This window comes from Caballeronia sp. RCC_10, assembly GCF_041360715.1.
Lineage (GTDB): Bacteria > Pseudomonadota > Gammaproteobacteria > Burkholderiales > Burkholderiaceae > Caballeronia > Caballeronia grimmiae.
Map to the genome: position 1 here is coordinate 120406 of NZ_JBFUPT010000005.1, position 15952 is coordinate 136357.

The window sequence follows — 15952 nt, forward strand, 5'->3', positions numbered from 1 at the left end:
CGGAAGAGCGCAGCGGAAAAGTCATGCGAGCCTCGCGTTGCTTTATCCGGGCAAGCCAGGCCTGCCCTCCGGCTTCGGACGGTGCCATACTGAGCGCCACGGCATGTCCGGCGCGCCGGACATGCAGAAGACGTACGAACCCACGCAAGATTAACGAACGGCATAAGCAGGAGCGCACATGACTCAGAATCCTGGCAAACCTGCGAGCCCCGCCGATCTGCGCGCGCTCGACCTTTACGACTGCGCCGAGAACAAACGGCAGGCGGCGGGCGCGCTGCGCGTTTCGCAATTGCCGCGCATGTTAGCCGAAGTCCCGGCGGATGCGCCAGATCGCGACACGGTGTTCACCTGGCAGGGCGAGGGTTCGACCCAGCCGGAATTGCAGGACGACGGCACGGAAGCGCCGCAGCCGTATCTGCGCCTCGCGGTGCACGGTTCGGTGTGGCTCATGTGCCAGCGCTGTCTTTCTCCGTATTCGCAGCATCTCGACGTCGATGCGACGTATCGGATCGTCGCGACGGAAGAAGAAGCGGACGAATATCCGCTCGAGGACGATGAAGTCGAAGTGATCGTGGGCTCGCGCCAGTTCGATCTCGTCGACTTGATCGAAGAGGAGTTGTTGTTGTCGTTGCCGCTCGTGCCAAAGCACAACGTCTGTCCCAAGGTGCACGAGAGCCTGCTCTCGGGCGGCGAAGAGGACGAGGCGGCCGAGGGCGGCGAGAACGACGTCGAGAAACCGAATCCGTTTGCCGTGCTGGAGAAGCTCAAAAAGAGCGATCCGGACGACAAGAAGCATTGATGTGGCGGTGTGGCCAGGCAATGGCCGCACGGCGACCTCCCGCTTCAGGCGGTTGGCCAGACGGCCCGGCAGTTCCTTCGCGAACGCGAAATTGGGCCTGTGTTAGAATTCGCAAAATTTTTCTGGAGTAATCATGGCAGTTCAGCAAAACAAGAAGTCGCCGTCGAAGCGCGGCATGCATCGTTCCCACGACTTCCTCCCGTCGGCTCCGCTGGGTGTCGAGCCGAGCACGGGTGAAGTGCATCTGCGTCACCACGTGAGCCCGAACGGCTACTATCGTGGCAAGAAAGTCGTCAAGACGAAGAACGACTAAGCGTTCGTTCTGCGCATTGCTGCGGGCGCGCTGCCGGTCTTCGGCCGTGCGCGCCTGGCACGCTTTGACACTTTCCCGGTACGACAAGAAGGCGGCATTTCACTGCCGCTTTTTTGTGCCTGAAATTCGTCGCTTTCCATGACCGTAAAGATAACCATTGACTGCATGGGAGGCGACCACGGTCCGGCCGTGACCGTTCCCGCCGCCGTCAATTTCGTGCGCTCGCATCCCGACGCGCATCTGATGCTCGTCGGCATCGAGCAAGCAATCCGCGCCCAGCTGAAAAAAGCGAAGGCGGTCGACGAGCCCCGGCTGACGGTCGTTTCCGCGACGGAAGTGGTCGCCATGGACGATCCCGTCGAAGTCGCGCTGCGCAAAAAGAAAGATTCATCGATGCGCGTCGCGTTGAACCTCGTGAAGGACGGCGAGGCGCAGACCTGCATTTCCGCCGGAAATACCGGCGCGCTCATGGCCGTATCGCGCTACGTGCTCAAGACGCTGTCGGGCATCGAGCGTCCGGCCATCGCGTTTGCCATGCCGAGTCAGAAGGGCTATACCACCGTGCTCGATCTCGGCGCGAACGTCGATTGCGAGCCGGAGCATCTGCTGCAGTTCGCGGAGATGGGGCACGCGCTCGTGTCGGCGATCGAAGGGCGCGAGCGGCCGACCATCGGGCTGCTCAATATCGGCGAAGAAGTCATCAAGGGCAATGAGACGATCAAGCGCGCCGGCGAACTGCTGCGCGCGAGCACGCTCAACTTCTACGGCAACGTGGAAGGCAACGACATCTATAAAGGCACCACGGATGTCGTCGTCTGCGATGGTTTCGTCGGCAATGTCGCGCTGAAGACCTCCGAAGGTCTCGCGAAGATGCTCTCCGACATGATCAAGGAAGAGTTCACGCGCTCGCTGTCCAGCAAGCTGATGGCGCTCGTCGCGATGCCGGTGCTCAAGCGTTTCAGAAAACGCGTCGATCCCGCGCAATACAACGGCGCGGCGCTGCTCGGCTTGCGCGGCCTCGTCATCAAGAGTCACGGTTCGGCGGAAGCCTACGGTTTTGAGTGGGCGATCAAACGCGGGTATGATGCGGTAAAAAATGGCGTGCTTGAACGCCTGGTGCGCGCGATGGAAGAGAATGCTCAGCCCGCGCGCGACGCCGGCGCGAGCACAACGGCTGCCCATGCCGCCAGCCCCGCCGATTCAGCGGGCGCCGCCGCGGCGTCTCAGCCAAACTCCCTGCCAAACCCGCCGGACACGTCCGGCACCGCGCTACCCACGAAGGCATAATGGCTCACTCCAATCTTTACGCTCGCGTGCTGGGCACCGGCAGCTATCTGCCGTCCGAGCGCATTACGAATCAGGCATTGGCGGATCGTCTCGCGACGCAAGGTGTCGAGACCAGCGATGAATGGATCGTCGCGCGCACTGGCATCCACGCGCGCCATTTCGCGGCGCCCGACCAGACGACGAGCGATCTCGCGCTCGTCGCATCGCAGAAAGCGATTCAGGCCGCGGGCATCGATCCTCAGTCGATCGACCTGATCATCGTCGCGACTTCCACGCCCGATTTCGTGTTTCCGAGCACGGCCTGCCTGCTGCAGAACAAGCTCGGCATCAAGAACAATGGCGCGGCGTTCGACGTGCAGGCCGTTTGCTCCGGTTTCGCGTACGGCATGGCGACGGCGGACAGCTTCATCCGCAGCGGGATGCACCGCACGGCGCTGGTCGTCGGCGCTGAAACCTTCTCGCGCATTCTCGACTTCAAGGACCGCACCACCTGCGTGCTGTTCGGCGACGGTGCGGGTGCGGTCGTGCTGCAGGCATCGGAAGAGCCGGGCGTTCTGGCGAGCGCGTTGCATGCTGACGGCAGTTACGCGGACATTCTCTGCACGCCGGGCAACGTGAACGGCGGCGTGGTCGCGGGCAGCGCGTTCCTGCACATGGACGGCCAGGCGGTGTTCAAGCTCGCGGTGAACGTGCTGGAGAAGGTGGCCATCGAGGCGCTGCAGAAGGCGCAACTGACGCCGCAGGACATCGACTGGCTGATTCCCCATCAAGCCAATATCCGCATCATGCAAAGCACTTGCCGCAAGCTGCATCTGCCGCAGGAGCGCATGGTGGTGACGGTCGGCGAACACGGCAATACGTCGGCGGCATCGATTCCGCTCGCGCTCGACGTCGCGGTGCGCGACGGCCGCATCAAGCGCGGACAGAACGTGCTGATCGAAGGCGTGGGCGGCGGCTTCACGTGGGGCGCGTCGATCTTCCGCTATTGATTCGTTCAGCCATCCCCTCTACTCATTCGTAACTGATCCCCTTTACGGCAGCCGCCGCGCGCCACACGAGCGCGCGGCCCGTGCGCAAGCCGTGTAGCCATACGGGATCATTCCAATTCAAACGAGGACGACATGAAATTCGCGTTCGTTTTTCCGGGCCAGGGCTCGCAATCGATCGGGATGCTCAACGCATTCGCCGATCACGCCGTGGTGCGCGAAACCGTGCAACAGGCATCCGACGCGCTTGGCCAGGATCTGGGCAAGCTGATCGCCGAAGGCCCGGCAGAAGAGCTCAATCTCACGAGCAACACGCAGCCGGTCATGCTGACCGCCGCTTACGCGATCTATCGCGTGTGGCAGACGGAAACGGGCCTCACGCCGGCGCTCGTCGCGGGCCATAGCCTCGGCGAATATACGGCGCTGGTGGCGGCGGGCGCGCTTGCTTTCGCCGATGCCTTGCCGCTCGTGCGTTTCCGCGCCCAGGCGATGCAGAACGCGGTGCCGGTGGGCGAGGGCGGCATGGCGGCGATCCTCGGTCTCGACGACGACACGGTGCGCGCGGTGTGCGCCGAAGCCGCGTCGGCGGGAGTGGTCGAAGCGGTCAACTTCAATGCGCCCGCGCAAGTCGTGATCGCCGGCGCGAAGGCCGCAGTTGAAAAGGCGTGCGAAGTGGCGAAGGCGAAGGGCGCAAAGCGTGCATTGCCGCTGCCTGTGTCCGCGCCGTTCCATTCGTCGCTGCTCAAGCCCGCGTCCGACCAGTTGCGCGAGTATCTCGCCAAGGTCGAAATCAGGACGCCGGCCATTCCGCTAATCAATAACGTCGATGTCGCGATTGTCTCCGATCCCGCCGCCATCAAGGACGCGCTCGTGCGTCAGGCTGCCGGTCCGGTGCGCTGGGTCGAATGCGTTCAGGCGATGGCGCGAGAAGGCGTCACGCACGTCATCGAATGCGGGCCGGGCAAGGTGCTCGCCGGGCTGACGAAGCGTATCGACGGCAATCTGGTCGGCGGCTCGATCTTCGATCCGGCTTCGCTCGAGGAAACGCGCAAACTGATCGCTGGATAAGAGAGAGAACGACATGAACTTGGACAATCAGGTAGCGATCGTCACCGGCGCATCGCGTGGCATCGGACGCGCGATCGCGCTCGAACTGGCGCGTCAGGGTGCGACGGTGATCGGCACGGCCACGAGCGAAAGCGGCGCGGCGGGCATCAGCGACGCGCTGGCGCAAGCGGGCGGCAAGGGCCGCGGCGCGGTGCTGAACGTGAACGACGCCGCAGCCGCCGATGCCTTCATCGACGCAACCGTGAAGGAATTCGGCGGCCTCAACGTTCTCGTGAACAACGCGGGCATCACGAAGGATCAGCTCGCGATGCGCATGAAAGACGACGAGTTCGACGCCGTCATCGACACGAACCTGCGCGCCGTCTTCCGCCTGTCGCGCGCCGTTCTGCGTCCGATGATGAAGGCGCGCGGCGGCCGCATCATCAACATCACGTCGGTGGTCGGGTCGTCGGGCAATCCCGGTCAGGCCAATTACGCGGCGGCGAAAGCCGGCGTCGCGGGCATGACGCGCGCGCTTGCACGCGAGATCGGCAGCCGCGGCATCACGGTGAACTGCATCGCGCCGGGCTTCATCGATACGGACATGACCAAGGTCCTGCCGGAAGAGCAGCGCACCGCGCTGACCGCGCAGATTCCGCTCGGCCGGCTCGGCAGCCCGGACGATATCGCGCATGCGGTCGCCTTCCTGGCGTCGCCTTTCGCCGGTTACATCACGGGCACGACGCTGCACGTGAACGGCGGCATGTACATGTAATAGGCATTTCGCCGAAATTCGCTTAATATCCGCGCGGCAGACGGGCGCGCGAAATGCTCTGACGGCCATGCGCGCACGGTCGACAGCGTGACCGCAACAAACGATGCAACCCGCCGCGAGCGCCTTGATGAAGCGCAGCAGGCGGCGGAGCACGGAACAGAAGCGCCGTATTTTGCGGGACCAAACCTGATAAAATGCGCGCACTTGTATTTTTGAACTTTTATTCCCTCGGAGGGTTGCATGGACAACATCGAACAGCGCGTGAAGAAGATCGTCGCCGAACAACTGGGCGTGGCCGAAGCCGAAATCAAGAACGAAGCATCGTTCGTGAACGATCTGGGCGCTGACTCGCTCGATACCGTTGAACTGGTGATGGCGCTGGAAGACGAGTTCGGCATGGAAATTCCCGATGAAGAGGCCGAAAAGATCACCACGGTTCAGCAAGCGATCGACTACGCTCGCGCGAACGTCAAGGCCTAAGGCCGGACGCGCCGGCGACTCGTCGCTTTTCAAGCTTGAAGCACCGTCGCTGCGAAAACCGATTTAACAGCCACAGGGCACACAGGGCGGTTTCCTGTGGCCGCTGTGGCTTTTGCTTTTTGTCATTCTATGGATAAGGGGTTACCGTGAGCCGTCGTCGAGTTGTTGTTACAGGCCTTGGGCTCGTTTCGCCTGTCGGCAATACCGTTGCCGACGGCTGGGCCAATCTGGTGGCGGGCAAGTCCGGCATTGCCAATATCACGAAGTTCGATGCCACGAACTTCTCGACCCGTTTCGCGGGCGAGGTGAAGGGCTTCAACATCGAGGACTACATGCCCGCGAAAGAAGCGCGCCACATGGATACCTTTATCCATTACGGCTTCGCGGCGGGTGTCCAGGCCATGCAGGACAGCGGTCTCGAGATCACCGAAGAGAACGCGGAGCGCGTGGGCGTCGTGGTCGGCTCGGGCATCGGCGGGCTGCCGATGATCGAAGTCACCCAGACCGAGCTGCTCAATCGCGGCCCGCGCCGCATTTCGCCGTTCTTCGTTCCCGCGTCGATCATCAACATGATCTCGGGCCATCTGTCGATTCGCTTCGGCCTCAAGGGCCCGAACCTGTCGATGGTCACGGCGTGCACGACCGGCCTGCACTGCATCGGCGAGGCGTCGCGTCTGATCGAATACGGCGACGCCGACGTCATGATCGCGGGCGGTGCGGAAGCGACGGTATCGCCGCTCGGCATCGGCGGCTTCGCTGCGGCGCGCGCGCTCTCGCAGCGCAACGACGATCCCGCCACCGCCAGCCGCCCCTGGGACACGGACCGCGACGGCTTCGTGCTCGGAGAAGGCGCGGGCGTGATGGTGCTCGAAGAGTACGAACACGCGAAAGCGCGCGGCGCGAAGATTTACGCGGAAGTGCTGGGCTACGGCATGAGCGGCGACGCGTACCACATGACGGCACCGCCCGAGGACGGCGACGGCGGCCGCCGCGCGATGGTCAACGCGCTCAAGAACGCGAAGGTCAACGCGGACGAGGTCAACTACGTGAACGCGCACGGCACGTCGACGCCGCTCGGCGACATCGCGGAAACGATCGGCATCAAGCGGGCCCTCGGCGACCACGCTAAGAACGCCGTCGTGAACTCGACCAAGTCGATGACCGGCCACCTGCTGGGCGGCGCGGGCGGCCTGGAGTCGGTGTTCACGGTGCTTGCCATTCACAACCAGATCTCGCCGCCGACCATCAACATCTTCAACCAGGACCCGCAGTGTGACCTGGACTACTGCGCGAATACCGCGCGGGAGATGAAGATCGATGTCGCGGTGAAGAACTCGTTCGGCTTCGGCGGCACGAACGGCTCGCTCGTGTTCAAGCGTCACTGAGCGCAACGCGCTCGGCGGATCGGGGACCGTGATGACGGGCGCGCAGCAGCATCGGCCGCATCGGGAAGCAGGCAATCTGCCGCGCATCCCGATGCGGTCGTCTCGTTTCGTACTGGTCGCGCTCGTTGTGTTCATGGCAGTAGCGGGCGCGGCGGTTTTCGAGTGCATCGCAGGGCATTTCGGCGCTTTCGATGGCACCGTCGCGGCGCTCGTCGTGACCGCGCTGTTAGGGTTCGCAGCGTCGCGCTGGCGGCGTCGCCAGCCGGTGGCGATCGCGCTGCGCGCCGACGGCCTGACCGTCTGGGACCGTGCGGGGCGGTGCGCAGTATTTCTCCATCATCGGCTGCGCGCAATGGAGCGGGCGGCTGCTGGCGCTGACCTTGTCGTCGGGGAAAAACGGGCGGCGCACGCTGCTCGTCGCCGCCGATGCCGTCGATTCCGACACCTTCCGCCAGCTTGCAGTGCGCGCCCGCCGCGCCGCGAGCGCATACCTGTAACGACTGTAACGGTGCATGAGCATCGGGGATAACGCGAAGACGGTAACGCTACAATAGCCGTCCGCGAACAGCCCCCATGTCAAACGGATTTCCAGGTGAGCGAAAAAGAAATCGACCAAGTGCTGGTCGAGCGCGTGCAGAAGGGCGACAAAGCCGCGTTCGAACTGCTGGTCGCCAAATACCACCGCAAGATCATTCGACTGATCTCTCGCCTCGTGCGCGACCCCGCCGAGGTCGAGGACGTCGCCCAGGACGCCTTCATCAAGGCTTATCGCGCGCTGCCGCAATTTCGGGGCGAATCCGCGTTCTACACCTGGCTGTACCGGATTGCCGTCAACACGGCAAAGAACTATCTTGCCACGCAGGGCCGCCGCGCTCCGACTTCTACCGAAGCAGATGCCGAAGAGGCGGAAACTTTCTCCGACGCCGACCAACTAAGGGATATCAACACGCCCGAGTCGATGTTGATGAGCAAGCAGATTGCCGAAACGGTCAATGCTGCGATGGCGCTGCTGCCGGAAGAACTGCGCACCGCCATCACGCTCCGGGAAATCGAAGGGTTGAGCTACGAAGAAATCGCCGAGATGATGAATTGCCCGATCGGCACCGTCAGATCAAGAATTTTCCGTGCTCGGGAAGCCATTGCGGCAAAATTGCGTCCGTTGTTGGACACTCCCGAAGGCAAGCGCTGGTAGGCGGCGAAAAACCACGGGACAGGGACGCGATATCTGGGTTAGTTGGTGTCACTACGGGGTGGTATCACAGGATTGGGGAGCATCATGGGGTCGGTCTCGATGCAAGCGCACGGAAATTCGCAGTCAAATTCTCAGGCGGGCACGCGCGGCGAGCGCTTGTCGGCGTTCGTCGACGGTGAGTCGCTCGACGAAATTCAGAACATCAGCCAGTTCCTTGCGGGACTGACGAGCCAGGACCGCGCGTCGTGGTCCGACTATCACCTGATCGGCGATGCCCTGCGCTCCGACGATCTCGTCGAAAGCCCGGGGCGCAGCATCGCGTTCATGTCGGCGTTCTCCGCGCGCTTCGAAGCCGAAGCGCACGTGCTCGCTCCGGCGGCGCAGAAGGCGCGCGGCGGCATGCTGCGCCGGCGCGTCGTGCCGGCTTTCGCGGTGGCCGCCGCTGCCGCGACGCTGACGTGGATCGTCGTGCCGCAGTTGCAGGGCGTCGGCAGCCAGCCGGTCGCGCAAGTGGCGAGCGTCGCGCAGACGGAGCCGGTGCAGCGCGTCGCGCTGGCGTCGGTGCCGGCGGTGAGCACGGCTTCGCCCGTCGTGGAGGCGAACATCATCCGCGACGCGAGTCTCGATCAATATCTCGAAGCGCATCAACAGTTTTCGCAGCAACCTGCGATGCCCGGCTCGATGCCTCTGATTCGTGCGGCCGCGACTTCGCAGGGCCAATAACCGAGGGTAAGTGTGCGGTTGAATAAAACTAGAACCTGGGGGCGGCTGCCGGCATTCATGTTGTGCGCAGCCGCATTGTTGTCGGCGGCATCGAGTTCGTTTGCCGACACTACCGACGCCGCACAGCGCAAGACCGCGGCCAGCCTGCTCAATCGCATCCACGACGCGGCCCAGCAGCAGAACTACGAGGGCACGTTCGTCTATCAGCGCGGCACCACGGTGCAGTCGTCGCGCATCACGCACGTCGCGACGCGCGGCGACGGCGAATACGAATCGCTCGAAAGCCTCGACGGCGCGCCGCGCCGCATGCTGCGCCATGACGACGACATGGTCACGTTCGTCCCCGAGCGGCATTTGCTCGTGATGGAGCATCGGCAGAGCCGGGACTCGTTCCCGTCGCTGCTCGCGACGAGCGGGGATCAGGTGCTGAATTACTACGAGCCGAAGTTGCTCGGTAACGACCGCGTGGCGGGCGTCGACAGCCAGGTCATCGAACTCGATCCGAAGGATACATACCGCTTCGCCTACAAGCTTTGGGCGGACGCCAAGACCGGCCTTTTGCTGCGCGCCCAGACGCTCGATCCGGACGGCGAGGTGCTGGAGCAGCTTTCGTTCTCGCAAGTGCGGATCGGCGGGGCGATCGACAAGACGTCGATTGCGAACGCCATGCGCAGCACGGCGGGCTGGACCATCGTGCGGCCGCCCGTGCAGCCGGTCGACATGGAAGCGCAGGGCTGGCAACTGAAGCCGAACATTCCCGGCTTCAGGAAGATTCGCGAGCTGCGCCGGCCGATGGCGTCGAGCCAGCAGGGCCAGGCGCCGATTCCCGTCGATCAGGCCGTGTTCTCGGATGGCCTCGCCGCCATTTCCGTGTTCGTTGAGCCGGTCGAGAAAAGTTCGCGCAAGGAAGGCGCGGGCAACAGCGGCGCGACGCATGTGCTCGTGAAGCGCCGTGGGGATTTCTGGATTACCTTGCTCGGTGAAGTGCCGCAAAGCACGTTGCAGCAATTTGCCTCTACCATAGAATACAAGCCTTCCCGGTAATCGAATCCCTCGCCTCCAGCCTATGAGCTACTACTCGCTGCGCAAGTTCATCGCGGCCGCGGCGCTCGCCGTGTGCCTGCCGCTCATCTCGCATACGGCAGTGGCGGCGGCGCCAGCGGTGAACCTGCCGGATTTCACCGTGCTCGTCGACCGAGTCGGGCCTTCGGTCGTCAATATCCGCACGACCTCGCGCGTCGGCACCGCCAACGACTTGCGCGGTCTGCCGCCCGGTATGGATGAGGGCGACATGTCCGAGTTCTTCCGCCGCTTTTTCGGCATTCCGATGCCCGGTCAGCCGGGCTCGCCGCGCGGCGGTGGCGGAGGAGGCGGTGGCGGTGGCGGCGGCGATCAGGGCAAGGGCGGCAGCCGCAGCGCTCCCGATGACAACCAGGACAACTCGGAACAGAGCAGCGGCGTCGGCTCGGGGTTCATCCTGTCGACGGACGGCTACGTGATGACGAACGCGCACGTCGTTGACGACGCCGACACCATCTACGTCACGCTGACCGACAAGCGCGAGTTCAAGGCGCGTCTCGTCGGCGTCGACGAGCGCACGGACGTCGCGGTGGTCAAGATCAGCGCGTCGAGCCTGCCGGCGATCACCATCGGCGATTCGAACAAGGTGCGCGTCGGCGAATGGGTGCTTGCGATCGGCTCGCCGTTCGGCCTCGACAACACGGTGACGGCGGGCATCGTCAGCGCGAAGGGGCGCGATACGGGCGACTACCTGCCGTTCATCCAGACCGATGTCGCCGTCAACCCCGGCAATTCCGGCGGTCCGCTCATCAACATGGCGGGCGAGGTCATCGGCATCAACTCGCAGATTTATAGCCGCACCGGCGGCTTCATGGGCATCTCGTTCGCGATTCCGATCGACGAAGCCATGCGCGTCGCCGATCAACTGAAGACGTCGGGCAAGGTCGTGCGCGGCCGGATCGCGGTGGCGATCGGCGAGGTGACGAAGGACGTCGCCGATTCGCTCGGCTTGCCGAAGGCGCAGGGCGCTCTCGTCAGCAGCGTCGAGTCGGGCGGTCCGGCGGACAAGGCGGGGATTCAGCCGGGCGACATTATCCTGAAGTTCAACGGGACGAACGTCGAGACGGCGACTGATCTGCCGCGCATGGTCGGCGAAAGCAAGCCGGGCTCGAAGGCAACCGTCACGATCTGGCGCAAGGGTCAGTCGCGCGATCTGCCGATCACCATTGCCGAAATGCAGCCGGACAAGGTCGCGAAGGCCGAGCAACGCCGCGCCCCGCAGCCCAAAGAACGTGCGAGCAACTCGCTCGGACTTGCCGTGAGCGACCTCTCCGCCGAACAAAAGAAGGCGCTGAAGCTCACGAGCGGCGTGCTGGTCGATGCAGTCGAAGGACCGGCCGCGCGCGCGGGCTTCCAGAAGGGTGACATCATCATGCGGATCGGCGATACGGACATCACGAGCGCCAAGCAGTTCGAAGCCATCGCGCAGAATCTCGATGCCAGCAAAATGGTCGCGGTTCTCGTGCGTCGCGGCGACAACACGCAGTTCGTGCCGTTGCGTCCGCGCGTGCCGTCGCAGAAGTGAGGTTCAGCGTTGAGTGATGCGAGCAGCGCGCCTTTCGTCCTGTACGGGCGCGCCTGGTGTCATCTGTGCGAGGACATGCGCGCGGCGCTCGAGCCGATCGCCGCGCGCTTCGGCGTGGCGATTGAATGGATCGACATCGACGAAGATGCGGATCTCGAAGCGCGCTACAACGAGCGCGTGCCGGTGCTGATGCTCGACGGCGTCGAGTTGTGCCATTACCGGCTGGACGAAAACGCCGTCCACGCGGCGTTGGAGAAACGCCGCCGTTGATCCGTCGGACGCCGAAAACGCCTGTACACCCCCTTTTCGGCTAAAATGCAGAAGTTTTCCCAATTTTTCAAGGCGTGCTCCGCGTATGTGAGGGCGCGCCTTTTTCGCTTGATCGGCACTGAATGAATCATATTCGTAACTTCTCGATCATTGCGCACATCGATCACGGCAAGTCGACGCTCGCGGACCGCATCATCCAGTTGTGCGGCGGGCTCTCCGATCGTGAGATGGAAGCGCAGGTGCTCGATTCGATGGACCTGGAACGCGAGCGCGGCATCACGATCAAGGCGCAGACGGCGGCATTGACATACAAGGCGCGCGACGGTCAGGTCTACAACCTCAATCTGATCGACACGCCCGGACACGTCGACTTCTCCTACGAAGTCAGCCGCTCGCTGTCGGCGTGCGAGGGTGCGCTACTCGTCGTCGACGCCAGCCAGGGCGTCGAAGCGCAGACCGTCGCCAACTGCTACACGGCGATCGAACTCGGCGTCGAAGTCGTGCCGGTGCTGAACAAAATCGACCTGCCGGCTGCAAACCCGGACAACGCGATTTCCGAAATCGAAGACGTGATCGGCATCGACGCGACCGACGCCGTGCATTGCAGCGCGAAAACGGGGCTTGGCGTCGAGGACGTGCTGGAATCGCTGATCGCGAAAGTGCCGCCGCCCAAAGGCGACACGGAAGCGCCGCTGCAGGCGCTGATCATCGACTCGTGGTTCGACAATTACGTCGGCGTCGTGATGCTCGTGCGTATCGTCAACGGCACGTTGAAGCCCAAAGACAAGATCAAGATGATGGCGACCGGCGCGCAGTATCCGGTCGAGCATCTCGGCGTGTTCGCACCGAAGTCCACGAACCTCTCGCAGTTGTCGGCGGGGCAGGTGGGCTTCGTGATCGCGGGCATCAAGGAACTGACGGCCGCGAAGGTCGGCGATACCGTCACCGTCGCGAATCGTCCGGCGCAAGAGGCGCTGCCGGGCTTCAAGGAAGTCAAGCCGCAGGTGTTCGCGGGCCTTTATCCGGTCGAAGCGAATCAATACGACGCGCTGCGTGAATCGCTCGAAAAGCTGAAACTGAACGACGCCTCGCTGCAATACGAGCCGGAAGTCTCGCAGGCGCTCGGCTTCGGCTTCCGCTGCGGCTTTCTCGGCCTGCTGCACATGGAAATCGTGCAGGAACGGCTCGAGCGCGAATTCGACATGGACCTCATCACCACGGCGCCAACGGTGATCTACGAGGTCCTGCAGCGCGATGGCACCACGATCACCGTCGAAAATCCGGCCAAGATGCCGGAGCCGCCGAAGATCGAGGAAGTGCGCGAACCGATCGTCACGGTGAACCTGTACATGCCGCAGGAGTACGTCGGCTCGGTCATCACGCTGTGTACGAACAAGCGCGGCCAGCAGATCAACATGCAGTATCACGGCCGTCAGGTGCAACTCACCTATGAAATTCCGATGGCGGAAATCGTGCTCGATTTCTTCGATCGACTGAAGTCGACGTCGCGCGGCTATGCGTCGATGGATTACGAGTTCAAGGAATATCGCGCGGCGGATGTCGTTAAAGTCGACATGCTCATTAACGGCGACAAGGTCGATGCGCTCTCGGTCATCGTGCACCGTTCGCAAAGCCAGCATCGGGGCCGCGAAGTGGCGTCCAAGATGCGCGAGCTGATTCCGCGCCAGATGTACGACGTGGCGATTCAGGCGACCATCGGTTCCAACATTATCGCTCGTGAAAACATCAAGGCGTTGCGCAAGAACGTGCTCGCGAAGTGTTATGGCGGCGACATCAGCCGCAAGAAAAAGCTGCTCGAAAAGCAGAAGGCGGGCAAGAAGCGCATGAAGCAGGTCGGATCGGTCGAGATTCCGCAGGAAGCCTTCCTCGCGATCCTCCGCGTGGACGAATGATGTCCGCGCGCCGCGAGGCGCAGAACAACAACAACCGACGATAACAACCGGAAGCGTTTGATGAATTTCGCACTGATTCTCTTGATCCTCGTCCTGGTGACGGGTATTGCATGGGTGCTCGACAAGCTGGTCTTTCTGCCGGGACGCCGCCGCGCGGCGGAAGTCGCAGTGGCCGACTTCGACCGCCAGCAGGAACGCGTCGGCGAGCGTTTCGCCGATGAAAACGCGGCCGAAACGCGCGCCCGCCTGCGTGACGAGCGGCTGCGCCAGCCGTGGTGGCTCGAATACACGGCGAGCTTCTTCCCGGTGATTCTCGCGGTGTTCGTGGTGCGTTCGTTCATCGTGGAGCCGTTCAAAATTCCGTCGGGCTCGATGGTGCCGACGCTGCTGGTCGGCGACTTCATCCTCGTGAACAAGTACGAATACGGCCTGCGCCTGCCGATCACCAACACCAAGCTGACCGAGGGCAAGCCGCTCACGCGCGGCGACGTCGTGGTGTTCCGCTATCCGAAGGACGAATCGGTCGACTACATCAAGCGCGTGATCGGCCTGCCGGGCGATACCGTCGCGTACGAGAACAAGCAGCTCACGATCAACGGCAAGCCGGTGCCGGAAGCGCCGCAGCCGGACTATTTCGACGACGAGCGCATCGGCTATGCGAAGCAGTTCATCGAAGATCTGGACGGCCGCAAGAACGCCATCCTCAACAATCCGCAAGTGCCGCCGTTCGTCGTCGGCGCGGACGATTTCCCGTACCGCGACAACTGCGTGTACAACGCGCAAGGCGTGACGTGCAAGGTGCCGCCGGGCCATTACTTCATGATGGGCGACAACCGCGACAACAGCGCCGACAGCCGCTACTGGGGCTTCGTGCCGGACAAGAACATCGTCGGACGCGCGTTCTTCATCTGGATGAACTTCAGCAACCTGAAGCGCATCGGCTCGTTCCAGTGATGCACTGCGCGCGCTGCCGTCACAACGCCGGCGCGCGCTTCGAAACGGCGTGAAGAAGCGCGGCTAACACCGTCTCGCCACGCGTTTTCCTGGCCCGCCAGGCGGAATCAGCCGCCTTGGCGGGCGCGTTATACTCTGTCCATGCCCTCTTCTCCGTTGGAAAGCCGGCTGCGGTACGAATTTCGCAATGCGGAATTGCTGCGCCAGGCGATGACCCACCGCAGTCACAGCGCCACGCACAACGAACGGCTCGAATTTCTCGGCGATTCCGTTCTCAATTGCGTGGTGGCTGCCCTTTTGTTCCAGCGTTTCGGCAAGCTCGACGAAGGCGATCTGTCGCGCGTCCGGGCGAATCTGGTCAAGCAGCAATCGCTCTATGAAATCGCGCAGGCGCTGAACGTCTCGGAAGAACTGCGTCTCGGCGAAGGCGAATTGCGCAGCGGCGGTTTCCGCCGCCCGTCGATTCTCGCGGATACCCTCGAAGCGATCTTCGGCGCCATCTTCCTCGATGGCGGTTTCGACGCCGCTCACACCGTCATCAAGCGTCTGTACACGCCGGTGCTCGATCACATCGATCCGCGCACCATCGGCAAGGACGCGAAAACGCTGCTGCAGGAATATCTGCAAGGGCACAAGATCGCGCTGCCGACTTACACGGTCGTGGCGACGCACGGCGCGGCCCACAACCAGCAGTTCGAAGTCGAATGCTCGGTGCCGAAGCTCGACGTGAAAGTGTCGGGCTCAGGCGCGAGCCGTCGTGCGGCGGAACAGGCCGCGGCGAAAAAGGCGCTCGACGAAGTGGCCGCCGCTGCGCCGTCGCTCGGCGTGAAGCCGAAGCGCAAGGGCGCGCGGGCGGCGAAGCTCGCCCAGGCCGACATGATGCCGGACGGAATCGGCGTGCAAGCCGCGCTCGATTTGCGCTCGCCGGACCGGCGCGAGCGGGATCGTCATCGCAGCCACGCGGCGGACGAATCGCACGAAACCGCGCCGCTCGCCGTGATCCGCGCGACGCACGTCGAACCGTCCGCGGGGGCCTTCGCCGCCGCCGACAAGCCCGAACGGCACGTTATTCATCGTCCGGAGAAGGCGGCGAAGGGCGAAGCGGCAGAGTCATCCACGGAGCGCGGCGAGTCCGAAACGAACAGCGGCGCGAGCCCCGACGCACCGGCCAGCCGAGTCGTGCGCGCCGCCGACGCCGGCCACTGACGCGCGCACGCGCATTG

At 63.5% G+C, this 15952-nt stretch carries 17 protein-coding genes; all 17 read left to right on the forward strand.

Features of this window, described 5'->3' with window-relative positions:
• The first annotated feature begins 178 nt into the window (after positions 1 to 178).
• The 17 genes from AB6804_RS12100 to rnc all read left to right on the forward strand — a co-directional run bounded on the left by AB6804_RS12100 (position 179) and on the right by rnc (position 15935).
• Positions 179 to 799: a DUF177 domain-containing protein gene (locus AB6804_RS12100; RefSeq protein ID WP_244794346.1), complete on the forward strand. Its 621-nt coding sequence runs from the start codon at positions 179 to 181 to the stop codon at positions 797 to 799.
• A 133-nt stretch (positions 800 to 932) separates the two neighbouring features.
• Positions 933 to 1112: a 50S ribosomal protein L32 gene (rpmF, locus tag AB6804_RS12105; protein ID WP_035959600.1), complete on the forward strand. Its 180-nt coding sequence runs from the start codon at positions 933 to 935 to the stop codon at positions 1110 to 1112.
• A 138-nt stretch (positions 1113 to 1250) separates the two neighbouring features.
• Positions 1251 to 2399 carry a phosphate acyltransferase PlsX gene (gene plsX / locus AB6804_RS12110; RefSeq protein ID WP_035959598.1) on the forward strand — a complete coding sequence of 383 codons (1149 nt, stop codon included), beginning with the start codon at positions 1251 to 1253 and terminating at the stop codon, positions 2397 to 2399.
• On the forward strand, positions 2399 to 3388 hold the full coding sequence (locus AB6804_RS12115; protein ID WP_370886658.1) for a beta-ketoacyl-ACP synthase III: 990 nt from the start codon (positions 2399 to 2401) through the stop codon (positions 3386 to 3388). Before plsX ends, AB6804_RS12115 begins: the two co-directional genes overlap by 1 nt.
• 132 nt (positions 3389 to 3520) lie before the next feature.
• Positions 3521 to 4453 carry an ACP S-malonyltransferase gene (fabD, locus tag AB6804_RS12120; RefSeq protein WP_370886659.1) on the forward strand — a complete coding sequence of 311 codons (933 nt, stop codon included), beginning with the start codon at positions 3521 to 3523 and terminating at the stop codon, positions 4451 to 4453.
• A 13-nt stretch (positions 4454 to 4466) separates the two neighbouring features.
• Positions 4467 to 5207 (forward strand): 3-oxoacyl-ACP reductase FabG, encoded by a 741-nt coding sequence (gene fabG / locus AB6804_RS12125; RefSeq protein ID WP_035959595.1) that lies wholly within the window; start codon positions 4467 to 4469, stop codon positions 5205 to 5207.
• Between the two features lie 240 nt (positions 5208 to 5447).
• On the forward strand, positions 5448 to 5687 hold the full coding sequence (gene acpP / locus AB6804_RS12130) for an acyl carrier protein (RefSeq protein ID WP_004197638.1): 240 nt from the start codon (positions 5448 to 5450) through the stop codon (positions 5685 to 5687).
• 146 nt (positions 5688 to 5833) lie between these two features.
• Entirely contained in the window at positions 5834 to 7072 is a 1239-nt protein-coding gene (gene fabF / locus AB6804_RS12135) for a beta-ketoacyl-ACP synthase II (protein WP_244794350.1), read from the forward strand.
• Positions 7073 to 7380: 308 nt separating this feature from the next.
• Entirely contained in the window at positions 7381 to 7569 is a 189-nt protein-coding gene (locus AB6804_RS12140) for a hypothetical protein (RefSeq protein WP_370886660.1), read from the forward strand.
• A gap of 95 nt (positions 7570 to 7664) precedes the next feature.
• Positions 7665 to 8264 carry an RNA polymerase sigma factor RpoE gene (gene rpoE / locus AB6804_RS12145; RefSeq protein ID WP_035959593.1) on the forward strand — a complete coding sequence of 200 codons (600 nt, stop codon included), beginning with the start codon at positions 7665 to 7667 and terminating at the stop codon, positions 8262 to 8264.
• 84 nt (positions 8265 to 8348) lie between these two features.
• The gene (locus AB6804_RS12150) at positions 8349 to 8987 is read left to right on the forward strand and encodes a sigma-E factor negative regulatory protein (protein WP_370886661.1); all 639 of its coding nucleotides are present in this window, start codon (positions 8349 to 8351) and stop codon (positions 8985 to 8987) included.
• Positions 8988 to 9044: 57 nt separating this feature from the next.
• Positions 9045 to 10031 (forward strand): MucB/RseB C-terminal domain-containing protein, encoded by a 987-nt coding sequence (locus AB6804_RS12155; RefSeq protein ID WP_370886662.1) that lies wholly within the window; start codon positions 9045 to 9047, stop codon positions 10029 to 10031.
• A 22-nt stretch (positions 10032 to 10053) separates the two neighbouring features.
• On the forward strand, positions 10054 to 11592 hold the full coding sequence (locus AB6804_RS12160) for a DegQ family serine endoprotease (protein WP_370886663.1): 1539 nt from the start codon (positions 10054 to 10056) through the stop codon (positions 11590 to 11592).
• A 9-nt stretch (positions 11593 to 11601) separates the two neighbouring features.
• Entirely contained in the window at positions 11602 to 11862 is a 261-nt protein-coding gene (locus AB6804_RS12165) for a glutaredoxin family protein (protein WP_370886664.1), read from the forward strand.
• 122 nt (positions 11863 to 11984) lie between these two features.
• On the forward strand, positions 11985 to 13775 hold the full coding sequence (lepA, locus tag AB6804_RS12170; RefSeq protein ID WP_035959587.1) for a translation elongation factor 4: 1791 nt from the start codon (positions 11985 to 11987) through the stop codon (positions 13773 to 13775).
• 60 nt (positions 13776 to 13835) lie between these two features.
• On the forward strand, positions 13836 to 14729 hold the full coding sequence (gene lepB, locus AB6804_RS12175) for a signal peptidase I (RefSeq protein WP_370886665.1): 894 nt from the start codon (positions 13836 to 13838) through the stop codon (positions 14727 to 14729).
• A gap of 141 nt (positions 14730 to 14870) precedes the next feature.
• Positions 14871 to 15935, forward strand: a complete 1065-nt coding sequence (gene rnc, locus AB6804_RS12180; RefSeq protein ID WP_370886666.1) for a ribonuclease III — start codon at positions 14871 to 14873, stop codon at positions 15933 to 15935.
• Positions 15936 to 15952: the final 17 nt, after the last annotated feature.